The following is a 13,762-nucleotide window of genomic DNA, read 5'->3' on the forward strand; positions in this document are numbered from 1 at the left end:
AAAATATCCGCTTAATACGCCAGTGGCGGTATCGGGATACAATCAAGTAGGGAGTCATAGTGAAGCAACTACCTCGGCATCAAAAGATTATTGAACTGGTGAAAAACCAAGGTTATATCAGTACTGAAGAATTGGTGGAACGGTTTAACGTCAGCCCTCAGACCATCCGACGAGATTTGAATGAACTGGCAAATGAAAATCTGATTCGTCGCTATCACGGTGGAGCAACCACACCACTGAGCTCTGAAAACACCTCGTATTTAACGCGTAAATCGCAGAATCTCGATGAGAAAGACCTTATCGCTGCAGAAGTTGCTCAGCATATCCCTGATGGGGCGACATTGTTTATTGACATCGGTACCACTCCAGAAGCCGTTGCCCATGAGTTAAATAAACAACATAAAAGATTACGCATTGTGACCAACAACTTAAATGTGGCAAGCATTTTACTGAGCAATCCAGAAATGACGGTGATTTTGGCGGGGGGTGAAGTGCGTGACAGAGACGGTGGCATTGTCGGAGAAGCAACCTTAGATTTTATTCAACAATTTCGTTTAGATTTCGGCATCTTAGGGATCAGCGGCATTGATTTTGATGGTTCACTATTGGATTTTGATTACCATGAAGTGCGCGTTAAGCAGGCGATTATTGAAAATAGCCGTCGTGTCTACTTAGCCGTTGACCATAGCAAATTTGGTCGAAACGCCATGGTCAAATTGGGAAATATAGCGCAGATTGATATGTTGATTACCAACCAAACCCCGCCAGAAGGCATCGTCTCGATTCTGAAAGAACATGACATCCCACTTCAGGTTGCGTCATCGCTATAAACACTACAAAACTGTTTCATTTTTATAACAAGCACGGTTCCTAATGTTGGAATGGTGCTTTTTTTGTGCTCAAATCACACAAACGAACATAAACGAAAATAATTAATGATCATAAACGAAAGTTGAGTTAAGGTGTTTATTAACACGTTAATGAATATTTTCTCACCTATTTTCAAGGTTTGGTTATGAAGAATTACACATCAGAATCAGCAAATAATGTGCTCGATATCATCATCGTCGGCGGTGGAATTAACGGTGCCGGAATCGCTGCTGATGCCTCAGGTCGTGGGCTAACCGTGGGATTATATGAAGCGAATGACTTTGCTTCGGCGACCTCATCAGCCAGTTCAAAATTGATCCATGGGGGGTTACGCTACCTCGAGCACTATGAGTTTCGTTTAGTGTCTGAGGCGTTAGCGGAGCGGGAAGTCTTATTGAAAAAAGCGCCTCATATTGCATTTCCTATGCGCTTTCGTTTGCCTCATCGTCCTTTTTTACGTCCTGCATGGATGATTCGTTGCGGACTGTTCTTATATGATCATCTCGGTAAGCGTTCCACCCTGCCTTCTAGCCATAAGGTTGATTTGAGTAAAACCGGCTATATGAAACCAGAAATGAAAATCGGTTTTGAATACTCAGACTGTTGGGTCGACGATGCTCGTATGACACTGTTAAATGTGATGCAAGCCAATGAGAATGGCGCCGAGACTCGTAACTATTGTTTGGTCGAAAAAGCCGAGCGAGTCGGTGAATTATGGGAAGTTACGGTATTAGATCAGAATACGGGCGAGCGCTTTACTCGCCAAGCGCACGCGTTAGTCAATGCCGCGGGTCCATGGGTAAAACAATTCTACGATACCGCCATTCACACACCGGCTCCGCGTGGCGTTCGTCTGATCCAAGGCTCTCATTTAGTGGTGCCGCGTTTACATGATGATCCGCAAGCCTATATTTTACAGAATAAAGATAACCGTATCGTTTTTGTCATTCCATACTTGGATAAGTTCTCCATCGTTGGGACGACTGACCAAGAATATAAAGGCGACCCGCGTGAAGTGACCATTACGGAAACAGAGATCGACTATTTATTGGATGTGGTGAATCAACACTTTGTTAAACGATTAGAGCGGAGTGACATTGTGTGGTCATACAGTGGGGTTCGCCCGCTGTGTGATGATGAATCCGATTCCCCTCAAGCCATTACGCGCGATTACACCTTGGAGCTTGAACAAACCCACAATCAGGCGCCAGCGTTAACCATTTTTGGTGGAAAATTGACGACTTATCGTAAACTTGCGGAGTCGGCTATGAAAAAACTAGCGACATTTTTCCCACAGATGGGACAACCTTGGACAGCCACTCAAGCTCTGCCTGGTGGTGAATTTAGTTGTTCACGGGATCAGTTGACCCAATCGATTTGCAGTCAGTATCCATGGCTCTCTGAAGAAACGGCATTTCGCTATGTCAATCAATATGGCACGTATAGCTGGGCGATATTAGATGGAAAATCAAGCGAAGCCGACATGGGCCGTGTATTTGCAGAAGGCGTTTATCAAAGTGAAATTGATTATATGATTGCCAAAGAATTTGTAAAAACCGGGACAGATGCATTATGGCGCCGCAGTAAGCTGGGCTTGTATTTGGATGACTCGCAACAAGCGGAAGTCGATGCCTATATCAAGCAGGTGATTGCCAATAGTCAACCAGAGCATTCCGGTTTCCCGTTGTCACAAGCCGGCTAGTATGACCAATTTGCACGTTTATTGTGCGTGACTCAACAGGCGAAAAAGCTCAAACCTCGGTTTGGGCTTTTTTTTATGATCAACAAACGGGGACGTCTGGAGTGATTGGAACTGGTTTTTAGTTATGTTATAACATAACAATATTTTATCTTTTCTTGTGGACACACTATGAACCATCATCTCGCTCTTCCCGATGTCATTCACACCGAAAAAGCCGCGATTCCCGCGAACCTACAATGGGTCGGGATGTCGGCGGTATCTCTTCCCTGTTTTGTAAGGCATTCAGAATCCATCATTACGCCCGTGACCTCGAGTGCTAACGTGTATGTCAGTTTGGATTCACCGGATGAAAAGGGCATTCATATGTCACGTTTGTATCGTTTGTTACACCAGCAACTGACTCAGCAAACGCTGACCGTCGAACGGATTGAGGCGTTTCTACGACACATGGTGTCTTCTCAAGAGGGGGTCAGTGATGATGCCCGCTTGGAGTTGACATTCGATTTTCCCATGCAAAAGGCAGCACTACTGAGCGGACAAGTGGGGTATCAAACCTATTCTCTTGCATTCAATGTGAGCTTCCATCATGGTCAATGGCAGACGGAAGCCATCTTGCATATTCCCTATTCGAGCACGTGTCCGTGCTCCGCCTCTTTATCCCGTCAATTACTTGCTGAGGCAATTGATGATCAATTTGCCACCGCGGCGATTAATAAAGAGGCGCTGCTTGCTTGGGTCACTTCACCGCAAGGCAGTATTGCGACGCCGCACAGTCAACGCTCATTTGCCTACATTCACCTCTACTGGGACCGGTTATGCTGCCCTGATTTTGCGAGCCTTATTGGTGAGGTTGAGCAAGCGCTTGGTACACCGGTACAAACCATGGTGAAGCGCGAAGATGAACAAGAATTTGCACGTTTAAATGGGCAGAATCTCATGTTTTGTGAAGATGCGGCTCGCAAAGTTAAGCACGCTTTATCGGCGATGGCTGATCTTAGTGACTATTGGTTTAAAATCGAACACCAAGAAAGTTTGCATGCTCACAATGCAGTTGCCATAGGACGCAAATCGCATGGGATATCGAGAGAGTAAACAATGGAGATCGGTACCTGTATGTAAATACGACAGTGCCATTGAGGCTTAACCTAGCGTTCTAACCTGTTGATTTACTATTTAATGTGTGCGGATATTGATACAGGCTTGACAAAAAACTCACTTAATTGAGAAGCGGTGTTTACATAATAGAAGTGAATGGCCATTATGATAATGGCTATTTTTACTTATGGTATTATGAATTCGAACCCGAGGCAGTGAATAGGAATAGTTATGAAAAAATGTGTGTTGTTAATGATGATTGTCGTGGGGCTCTCTGGTTGTGAAGCGACACAACGCCAGAACGCGACAACGGGAGAGCAAGAAACTAACTCCACCACAAAAGGCGCTTTAATTGGCGCATTCGCAGGGGCGCTGACAGGCTTGGCTACAGGCAGCGATGCGACAGAACGTCGTCAACATGCTCTTGTGGGTCTAGCGGGTGGTGCTGCTGTCGGCGCTGGTACTGGATACTACTTGGATCGTCAAGAATCGGCGCTGCGTAAAGAGCTGATGAACTCGGGTGTTCAGGTGAAACGGGTGAATGAAAATAAACTGGTTCTTGTGATGCAAAACGGCATTGGCTTTGCCTCCGATTCCTCGAATCTGGCACCAAGTATCTACAATACGCTCAATGGTGTCGCTAAAATTCTAGTGGAATACCCTAAAACGCGTTTATCGATTGTTGGCCATACGGACAGCACGGGAAGTGCCGCTTATAACCAGAACTTGTCTTTAAAACGTGCCAGCTCTGTAAAAGCGTACTTATCAGGTCAAAACGTGTCTTCATCTCGAATGACGGTACAAGGTCGTGGTGAAACACAACCTATCTGTGATAACAGCACCGCGCAAGGTCGTCAGTGTAACCGCCGTGTTGAAATTTCTATAGAGCCGAAATAAATCATCGCTCATCAGATGAAGTGATCCCACTTTGTTCCAAACTCATACCGACTCAAGGGCTGCCAATAAATGCAGCCCTTAAACGTTGTGTCACATGCTCCTATCGATTGAAGTGCTGAGTCACGTAAATAGACAAATTTTCAGGAGAATGCGCAGAGTTACCTCTACACTCTTTAGGTGATAACTGGAATAACAGGGCCTTTATGGCAATCAGGGAGTGAGCAGTGGCAGGTCAAACATATCAGGCTATCCGTTATAAGCAAGCTCAGTGGCGAGTAGTGGTTGTCTTTGTTATTGGCGTATTGATTACAATGAGTGGTCTGTTTTTTTGGTTACGCAGTGAGATAACAGCTCAAGCACACCAGAAAGCAGTGACAACGATTCATCATTTTGATGGCATCTTTACTTCCATTGATGATATGGCAGTGCAGCTCAAGCGATATCGTTCATTACCTTGTCGACAACTGCGTCAGATGATGGCGTCGCAAGCCTTACACATCCCTAGCAGTCTGGCTATCGAAGTGAAAACGCCCTCTGGTTACTGCAGTTCGCTTAATGGCAATGACTCCCAACCTGTCTTAATGCTAGCGGATTCTCAAGTGTTGGGTTTTTCGAACGGCTATTCACTACCAAACGTGCTCTATTATCGTCCTGATGCAGATACCGTCGTTGAATTGAATTTACGGTATTTTTTAGAACGTTTGGCCGTGGCGCCGACGTATGTTCATCTTGAGATGTCTTTTACTCGGAATCAGTCCATCAATCATATGGCCAATGAAACAGGTTCGTCATTGGAGCGCTTAGTGGTCGCGTCGCCACGTTATCCTTACGTGTTCATTGCGACATTTCAATACCTGGACATGTTTGAGCATAACTATGTTGAGCTGATGGTCGCCTTATTGTGTCTCATTACGCTCCCTTGGCTGATTGCTCGTTGCTATTATCGCATGTTATTAAACTCTGATTGGTTAGCAAAAGAGATAAAACTCGGGATTGAGCAGGGAGAGTTTAAAGCGTATGTACAGCCGATAATGGATAGCCAGCATCGTGTCATTTACGGTGAAGTCCTTGTTCGTTGGCATCACCGCCAGTATGGGGTGATTCCTCCCGTTGAATTTATCGAGTTGCTTGAAAAAGCCAATCTTGCCTCACTGTTGTCTTCGACGTTATTTACTCAAGTGATTGCCAAACTCACGCCGCACATGAGAACACAAACGCATGATTTTCATTTATCGTTTAATTTATCCGCACAGCAGCTCTTGAATCGGCACATTATTACTGACTGTCAGCGTTTTATTCAGGCAATGAATAATAAACGCATTCATCTTATTCTTGAATTAACCGAAAGAGAGCCCGTGATTAACAGCGAAAGTGTGTATACCGTCTATCAGGAGCTTTACCAATTAGGGGTACGGTTTGCGATTGATAATTTTGGCGTTGGCAATGCTAGCTTATTTTACATGCAAATGTTTGCAGTCGATTATATAAAGCTTGACCAAAAATTTATCGAGTTAATTGGGAGTCACAGTGTCTACCAGGAGGCGATTCGTCATGTGTTGGATTTAGCGAAGCGTTTGAAAATACCGAGTGTCGCGGTGGGCGTGGAAAATCATCAGCAGTTTACCTATCTGCAAGAGTCGGGCGTGGATTACTACCAAGGGTATCTCTTTAGTAAACCCATACCGGTCAATGATTTTTTGAATGAGTGGTTGATATGATGCGTGGGTAAACGCAACATCATGCTGGACAGGAGTCCAGCATGATGGGGCCACATTACTGAGTGAGTAATGAAGTCAGTCCATGTGGTTGACAGCGTAAATATTGAGGCGCGGCTTGCACTGTTGCTCCGAGTTCAGCAGCAGCATGCCACGGCCAGCGTGGGTCATATAGAATGCCACGCGCGAGGGCAATCGCATCGGCTTGGCCTCCGGATACGATGTCTTCGGCCTGTTGCGGTTCAGTAATCAAGCCAACAGCAATCACCGGCATATCGACATGTTGTTTGATGTCTTCTGCGAAGCCCACTTGATAGTTAGGGCCGACGTCAATGCGTTGTTGTGAGGTTAATCCAGCACTTGAGACGTGCATGTAATCACATCCACGAGCATCTAACGCTTTGGATAAAGCGATGCTTTGCTCAATATCCCAGCCACCTTCGGCCCAATCACTGGCACTAATACGGATCCCAATCACGAAATCAGCCGGTAGGGCAGCTTTAATCGCATCATAAACCGCTAACGTTAGGCGCATGCGGTTATCAAGTGAACCGCCATAGATGTCGGTACGTTGGTTGCTGAGCGGTGACAGAAATTGATGGAGCAAGTAGCCGTGAGCCGCATGAATTTCTACGCCAGCAAAACCGGCTTGATAAGCACGCTGGGCCGCCTGAACAAACTGGGAAATCAGCTGTTCAATGTCTTGTTCTGTCATAGCTCGCGGAAGAGGGTCTTGCTCTGCATAGGGCAAGGCACTAGGCGCGATCGTTTGCCAACCGTTTTCCTGTACAGGAGCAATTGGCGCGCCACCATTCCATGGTAAATCGGTGGAAGCTTTGCGTCCAGCATGGCCGATTTGCATCACCATTGGGATGTCAGAATAGCGATGAACGTCATCGACGACGTCTCGCCATGCTTGTTCACACTTCGAGTTATAAATGCCAGAGTCGGCATAGGAAATTCGTCCCTCAGAAGAAATGGCACTTGCCTCGACAATCAACAGACCGGCACCGGATTGGGCGAGCATACCATAATGCTGATGATGCCATGGTTGCACAACGCCTTGTTGGGCCGAATACATGCACATAGGCGCAATAATGATGCGATTGTTGAGCGTGATGGAGCCTACGTTGAGTGGGCTAAATAACGTTGCCATGAGAGTCTCCTTGAAAATAAAATGTGATTAACATCACAAATAATATGTAACATCCATTTTACACCTAGCATGTGGGGTCAATGCAAGAGGTTTAACGTGCGGGTGATGAATGCTTGCTCAAAGTGGATAAGACAAAAATACAGCCCAGAAGCTGGGCTGTATTGTGTTGGAGCAAGAGATTAGGCGAAGTGCGATTCTTCATTAAGAATGTCAACCGGTTCACTCTCTTTATCGAGTAGGTGATGCTCAAGTTGCAGAGTTTTGCTGGTACTCAGTAATATTTCGTGATGCAAGCTTGGATTGTCTTTCAGGCTTTGTCCGTGAGATGGGATCATTTGTCTCACCTTCTCTTGCCACTCAGGCGTCGCCATTTTATCTGCAAAACACGTTTGTAATAAGTTCAGCATGATCGAAGCAGAGGTTGAAGCGCCTGGAGAGGCTCCTAACAATGCCGTAATACTACGATCCTGCGAGGTGACAAGTTCGGTTCCTAGGCGCAGCTGCCCACCCGAATCGGCTTCTTTTTTAATAATTTGGACACGTTGTCCCGCTTGCCATAATGACCAATCTTCCGGTTTGGCGTTCGGGAAGAAATCTTTTAGGGCATTTAACCTGTCGCTATTACTTTGTCGCAGTTGTGACATTAAATATTTCACCAAATCGAAGTTCTTGAATCCGACTTGCGCCATCGGTAAGACATTCGAAGGGTTTACTGATGAAAATAAGTCCCAAAGCGAACTGTTTTTCAAGAACTTACTGGAAAAACTCGCAAAAGGCCCGAAGAGTAAATACCGTTTACCATCAATGACCCGTGTGTCTAAATGCGGGACGGACATGGGTGGGGCTCCCACCGAGGCTTTACCATACACCTTGGCGGCGTGTTGGCTGACCAGTTCTGGGTTATCAGTGACGAGGAATTGCCCTCCGACAGGGAAGCCACCATATTGCTTCGCTTCCGGAATACCGGATTTTTGCAACAAGGTTAATGAAGCCCCGCCAGCACCTATGAAGACGAACTTTGCCGTCACCGTCTTGGTGGTCTGTTTGTCTCGGTCATAGACAGTAATCGCCCAATGGCCTTGCGCATTTTGTGAGAGCGCTTTGACTTCGTGATTGGTCGTGCATTGAAAGTGCTCAGACTGTTGCAGATAGTCGAGCATTGAGTGAGTTAAGGCACCAAAGTTGACATCGGTACCGATGCGCATCCGTGTTGCCGCAATCGGTTGAGAGGGATCACGATCCTTCATGATAATCGGTACCCAAGATTTGATTTGATCATAATCTTCCGAGTACGCCATACCATCAAACAATGGATTGCGTTGCAGTGCTTGATACCGTTTACGTAAGAAGCGTACGTTCTCTTCTCCCCAAACGAAACTCATATGAGGAACGCTATTAATGAAGGATTGCGGCGATTGAATAATACCTTGATTGACTAAATACGCCCAAAATTGACGCGACAATTGAAATTGCTCGTAAATGTTGGTGGCTTTATCTGTATTAATTTCACCATTACTTTGCTCTGGCGTGTAATTCATTTCCGCTAAAGCAGAGTGCCCAGTTCCAGCGTTATTCCAACCATTTGAACTTTCTTCAGCAATGTCACTCATGCGTTCAAACAATTGTATATTCCAATTGGGTTCCAATTGGTGCAGAAAGGTACCGAGAGTCGCACTCATTATACCGCCCCCGATAAGAACGACATCAATTGGTTGCTCAAGGATCTCAGAGTTACGCTGGTTCATTCCGTTGTGACCAGATTCTTTTTTCATGAGAAGTAACATCCTAACTTGTGAGTAGTTAACTCGTTCTCAATGCACTTCATCACACTCACAGCAAAACCTCACTAAGGCGCACATAACTCGCGCAGTGACGTCTTCAGGGTAGATAGCAGGTAGCAGCGTATGTCGATGAAGTGACGTCGTCGAATTATCTAAAATTACGTCGTAAAATAACAAGACAAACTCAATATACCATCACTGGTTTGTGTAACAAGTTTTTATCAATTGTTGACTTGTTTTTACATAAAACCGCCGATTAGCTCACGAAAATACTGTATCTCAGTATAAAGTTTACATAAAGTGAGTATGAATGGTCTACGGGGTAGGCGGGTATCCTTGGGCGTCCATCCGTACGCTACGTCACTGATCTGCTTCAGTAACCTCTTCAAAGTTAACAATGAAGAATGTGTTATAGTTAAATAAGATTAACAAGTGCTCGATGATTCGGTTGAGCTTTTCATGGAGAAATGGTTATGACCGCTTGGCATAGCTCGTCGTTTGATGTGGCACATTATGAGTTAATAGAGAAAAGTTATTCTCAGACTATGATTGTGCTGGCTTTCGTTATTGCACTTCTTACTACCTATCTATGCATGTCGGTGGTTGAAAACAGTTGGCATGACAAACAATCACGCTCTCTTAGGCGCTGGCAAGCCTACAGCAGTACGCTGTTTAGTATTGGCGGTTGGGGGTGTTTCTATTTAGGCATACTGGCACTGCAGCTGCCCATTGATAGTGAATTTCATATTGAATATATCTTACTTTCTTTAGTTCCTGCGTTAGTGGGAGGGTGGATAGGGTTTGGTATTCTTAAGTCTCTCAGCTTTACGTTATCGGAAGTCGTATTAAGTGCCTTCTCGTTTACTTGTGGCTTAGCGGCGATGATGCTGGTGGCTCATTGGGCTTTGGATATCGAGGGTCAGGTGGTGTTCTATCCTAAATTATTGTTTTGGTCATTCGTGCCCACATTCTTGCTCTGTGGTATTTCGCTCTTTTTAGTGAAATTGCACCACAGAACGAAAAGCATCGACCGAGTGAGACGCGTTGTTATCTCAAGCTTATTCGGTCTCGCGATTTTCAGCTTTCCTTATACGGTATTGCAATCGATCGATGTGTATCATCGCGAGGAAGTCAATGGGATGCCTCATGTTCCCCTATACGCCATGACAGTGATGGCGCTGCTGATTTTATCTATTCTTGCTACGTTAATTGTCGGGCATAAATTGTTTTATCGTGTGGGTAGTGTGACCCCGATAACCGTTGAGGACGATGAAGATGTGCGTTGGAAGAAGGAAAAAAATATCATCGATGGCTTTTCTGATGGTGTGGTGATTGTCGACCCAGAAGGGGGCATCTCCCATATGAATGAGGCCGCGAAAACGTTATTTGCTTATGGTGAAACCGACACTCTACCACTGTCAATTAATGAATTGATGCCGGATTTTCAATTGAATCGAACACTTTACCCTACACAAACGGCAGCGGACAACGGGTTGAGCCAGCAGACCTCGGTCAAAGCGTGTACTGGTGACAGCATTGCATGTGAATTTACTGTAACGCCTGTCGCTCACCGCCAAGAAGGGTGTTTCTATATTGTATTGAGACGATTACAGCACACCAGCGAATAAATCAGGTTGCTTACGAATGTTTGGCTAACCAATCTCTGAGCCAAAGTCCGATCGGGCTGACCAGTCCTTGAGTCACAAAGCGGACTTTGTTTTTATAAATAATGAGGATGGTGGGGGCTTTTGACACTTGCCATTGATGACTAATTCGTTTGTTCGGGTCGTTGACAATCCAATAGTCAGGACGGTGCGAATCAAGGTATTGACGCATGTGCTCATTGTCACCTGACATGACCGCAATCCCGATGGTGGGGTATTGATGACTTAACCAACGAACACTTGGAGTCACTAACCGGCAGCTGTTACACCATGATCCCCAAAAATATAAGGTCACTGGTTGATGTTGGCTGAGTGCTTTAATGTCCACCTGTTGGCCTTGGGTGTTGGTCATGACGATTTTTTTTTGTGTGACGGGCAGCGTTTTGTCGTGCCATGCATCTGTCGCGATACCGATGCTCATAAGAGAGAGGAAAAACACGCAAGAGTACACGATTTTTTTGAGATATCCGTGTTGCATGATGGCTTGTTTTAAGCCGTAACAGCCCAGTAGAGCGCTAATCAAGAGGGTACTTATTAGTAAAGGATTATCGGTAAGGGGACTGAGCACAGACATAGTATTCTTAACATTCAAAAGAGGTGAATTGTACGGGTTTGTTCTGCTAAGACCAACCCTCTTTTGATAACTTTAATATTACTTATGGTTTGTTGACCGGTACTGAAGGAACCCTCATTTCTTCACTATGAAGGTCAAACCTTTGCCATGTCGTTCGTCTTAAAAATGATACATTGGTGCGGAAAATATCATTATGAACTCTCATTGATGAGAGTCTGTGGCACAGTTTCCTGGATTGTAATGTATAATAATGAGCGTTATCACACGTAGATGGATGTTTTGTTGATTAACTCATCAATGCTGTCGCGTCGACGTTATAGGAAATATGGATTGATCAATGTATAAATCTGAAAGACTGCGGGTATTTTCCTCAACTTTACCTTTTCTTGTCTTCGTTAATATTGCTATTTCAACTTTGATAGTCTCGAGTGGTATTTATCAAGGATTAGAAAAATCCCAACTCGTTTGGTTAGCGCTGATTTATTTAGTTTCTACAATCAGGTTGTCAGTTCATTATTTTATCCCTAATAGTCAGGTTAAAAAACTCGATTATCATTTTACTGGTGTCGTGTTAGCGGGTATTTCCTGGGCAATCTATCCTTATCTATTTCGTGGCTCCTTCACTATGTTTCAGGAAATGATTACGCTGATTGTATTTTGTGGTATGTCAGGGGGGAGTGCGACGTTACTGTCTTCTGATTTACGTTCAGCCATTGCTTTCTCTGCCATTACCGTTTTCCCTTATAGTATGATGATGATCAAAGATGGCGGACATTTAGCTTACATTGGCTGGATGGGGCTGCTCTATGGTTGCGCCTTATGCTTTAGTTCTCGACGTGCTGCGGCGTTTATTTTGTCGTCGATTGATAGCCAGCATCAGCGTGACATTTTGGTCGAGAATTTAGAACGAGAAGTGAAAAAGCGTACGGAAAAAATCAGTACGCTAGAGGAAAAAGACGCGGTGACGGGGTTATCTAACCGGTACAGCTTTATTTCTCAATTAAAGTTAGCTCGTGAAAGTAATTCGCATACGGACGAATTAATTCATGCGTTTATTCATATTAATTTGGATAAATTTCATCTGGTGAATAATCTGTACGGCTATGAATGTGGCGATCATGTTCTCATTGAAATTGGACAGCGTTTAGCCTCTATTGATAAATATTATGATACGGTGTCTGGTCGGTGGAGTAATGATGAATTTAATATCTTTATCCAGTGCCAATCGAAACGAGCGGTAGAAGCGTTTATTTATCAGTTGATTGAAAAACTATCTGTTCCCATCCGATATCAAAATATGCGTCTCAATCCGACGTTTCACTTAGGCTATACGCTGTGCTGTTCGCACACCCCAGTCGAGAGTGCAATCAAGCATAGCCAGTTGGCCATGCTTGAAGGCAAGAAGAAAAGCATTCGTATCAAGCGTTACGATGACACCATCAGCCAACAAAGTCGGCGCAAGCATTTTTTACAGAAAACTATGAAAACAGCGTTGATAAATAATGATTTTTTCATGCAGTATCAACCTATTACTGATATTAATACAAAAAAAATTCATGGTTTTGAAGCCTTAGTGCGCTGGAAACTTGATGGCGAATTTGTGTCTCCGCAAGAGTTTGTCGGTATTGCCGAAGAGCATGGTTTGATTATCGACTTAGGGCGATTTATTCTCAAAACATCGATTAAGGCGTTGAGTGTCATTAATGAACATTATCCCACGGTGTCGATGTCGATTAATGTCTCGGTTATCCAGTTAGAAGATGATAACTTTATTAGTTATCTACAGTTTTTGGTTGAGCAGTTTGGTGTTACGACGCGCAATATTCATTTAGAGATCACTGAAACTGCGATGATAACGAACCTCGATAAGATCTCGGACGTGATTACTGAGGCGAAATCGCTAGGCGTGATGATCTCGGTTGATGATTTTGGGACAGGATTTTCGTCGATTTCAGTGCTCAAAAATTTAAGCGTTGATTTTATTAAAATCGATAAATCTTATATTGATCACATTGTGACCGATAGTAAAGATCAAAGTATTGTCTCGGCTGTGACAAAAATGAGTCATGCGATTAATAGTCAAGTGATTGCCGAGGGTGTGGAGTACATTGAGCAATTGAATCTACTGGTCGAGAGTGAGATTGATTATTATCAAGGCTATTTATGCAGTCGACCCGTCGAATTTGAGGCGATGATGGCGTTGTTGGCCGAGCAAGCGTCCGCAAAAAAGTCTGATGGGGCATCAAAGCCACTGATTTACAGTGATATGACATAGTGAAACACGCTCTACGGTAATTTTGCTCTAAAT

The 13,762-nt window shown here is 44.4% G+C and carries 10 protein-coding genes; 7 read left to right on the plus strand and 3 right to left on the minus strand.

The window, feature by feature from the left end; translation table 11 throughout:
- Positions 1–59: 59 nt before the first annotated feature.
- From EAE30_RS10395 to EAE30_RS10415, 5 genes are all read left to right on the plus strand, one after another.
- Positions 60–830 carry a DeoR/GlpR family transcriptional regulator gene (locus EAE30_RS10395; protein WP_123015845.1) on the plus strand — a complete coding sequence of 257 codons (771 nt, stop codon included), beginning with the start codon at positions 60–62 and terminating at the stop codon, positions 828–830.
- A 185-nt stretch (positions 831–1,015) separates the two neighbouring features.
- Positions 1,016–2,572, plus strand: a complete 1,557-nt coding sequence (gene glpD / locus EAE30_RS10400) for a glycerol-3-phosphate dehydrogenase (protein WP_123015846.1) — start codon at positions 1,016–1,018, stop codon at positions 2,570–2,572.
- 168 nt (positions 2,573–2,740) lie between these two features.
- On the plus strand, positions 2,741–3,664 hold the full coding sequence (gene folE2, locus EAE30_RS10405) for a GTP cyclohydrolase FolE2 (RefSeq protein WP_123015847.1): 924 nt from the start codon (positions 2,741–2,743) through the stop codon (positions 3,662–3,664).
- Positions 3,665–3,898: 234 nt separating this feature from the next.
- The gene (locus EAE30_RS10410; RefSeq protein ID WP_123015848.1) at positions 3,899–4,564 is read left to right on the plus strand and encodes a YiaD family glycine zipper/OmpA-like lipoprotein; all 666 of its coding nucleotides are present in this window, start codon (positions 3,899–3,901) and stop codon (positions 4,562–4,564) included.
- A 224-nt stretch (positions 4,565–4,788) separates the two neighbouring features.
- Positions 4,789–6,282 carry an EAL domain-containing protein gene (locus EAE30_RS10415; RefSeq protein ID WP_123015849.1) on the plus strand — a complete coding sequence of 498 codons (1,494 nt, stop codon included), beginning with the start codon at positions 4,789–4,791 and terminating at the stop codon, positions 6,280–6,282.
- Between the two features lie 55 nt (positions 6,283–6,337).
- Here the strand turns inward: EAE30_RS10415 and EAE30_RS10420 are convergent, their stop codons facing one another.
- Positions 6,338–7,435, minus strand: a complete 1,098-nt coding sequence (locus tag EAE30_RS10420; RefSeq protein ID WP_123015850.1) for an NADH:flavin oxidoreductase/NADH oxidase — start codon at positions 7,433–7,435, stop codon at positions 6,338–6,340.
- A gap of 179 nt (positions 7,436–7,614) precedes the next feature.
- Positions 7,615–9,207 (minus strand): malate dehydrogenase (quinone), encoded by a 1,593-nt coding sequence (gene mqo / locus EAE30_RS10425; protein WP_123015851.1) that lies wholly within the window; start codon positions 9,205–9,207, stop codon positions 7,615–7,617.
- 482 nt (positions 9,208–9,689) lie between these two features.
- Here mqo and EAE30_RS10430 point away from each other — a divergent pair, with 482 nt between their 5' ends.
- Complete coding sequence (locus tag EAE30_RS10430; RefSeq protein ID WP_164711826.1) at positions 9,690–10,844, plus strand: MHYT domain-containing protein; 1,155 nt, start codon at positions 9,690–9,692, stop codon at positions 10,842–10,844.
- 10 nt (positions 10,845–10,854) lie between these two features.
- On the opposite strand, the gene EAE30_RS10435 is transcribed toward EAE30_RS10430, so the two are convergent.
- Positions 10,855–11,358, minus strand: a complete 504-nt coding sequence (locus EAE30_RS10435; protein WP_164711827.1) for a protein disulfide oxidoreductase — start codon at positions 11,356–11,358, stop codon at positions 10,855–10,857.
- 433 nt (positions 11,359–11,791) lie between these two features.
- On the opposite strand from EAE30_RS10435, the gene EAE30_RS10440 reads away from it, so the two are divergent.
- Entirely contained in the window at positions 11,792–13,729 is a 1,938-nt protein-coding gene (locus EAE30_RS10440) for a putative bifunctional diguanylate cyclase/phosphodiesterase (RefSeq protein ID WP_123015854.1), read from the plus strand.
- The last annotated feature ends 33 nt before the right edge of the window (positions 13,730–13,762 follow it).

Source organism: Vibrio zhugei (assembly GCF_003716875.1).
Lineage (GTDB): Bacteria > Pseudomonadota > Gammaproteobacteria > Enterobacterales > Vibrionaceae > Vibrio > Vibrio zhugei.

Excerpts from the sequence above, each read along its gene's own strand:
- EAE30_RS10410 (WP_123015848.1), top strand. The coding sequence starts at position 3,899 with ATGAAAAAATGTGTGTTGTTAATGATGATTGTCGTGGGGCTCTCTGGT.
- EAE30_RS10440 (WP_123015854.1), top strand. The coding sequence starts at position 11,792 with ATGTATAAATCTGAAAGACTGCGGGTATTTTCCTCAACTTTACCTTTT.
- mqo (WP_123015851.1), bottom strand. The coding sequence starts at position 9,207 with ATGAAAAAAGAATCTGGTCACAACGGAATGAACCAGCGTAACTCTGAG.
- glpD (WP_123015846.1), top strand. The coding sequence starts at position 1,016 with ATGAAGAATTACACATCAGAATCAGCAAATAATGTGCTCGATATCATC.
- EAE30_RS10435 (WP_164711827.1), bottom strand. The coding sequence starts at position 11,358 with ATGCAACACGGATATCTCAAAAAAATCGTGTACTCTTGCGTGTTTTTC.
- EAE30_RS10430 (WP_164711826.1), top strand. The coding sequence starts at position 9,690 with ATGACCGCTTGGCATAGCTCGTCGTTTGATGTGGCACATTATGAGTTA.
- EAE30_RS10420 (WP_123015850.1), bottom strand. The coding sequence starts at position 7,435 with ATGGCAACGTTATTTAGCCCACTCAACGTAGGCTCCATCACGCTCAAC.
- folE2 (WP_123015847.1), top strand. The coding sequence starts at position 2,741 with ATGAACCATCATCTCGCTCTTCCCGATGTCATTCACACCGAAAAAGCC.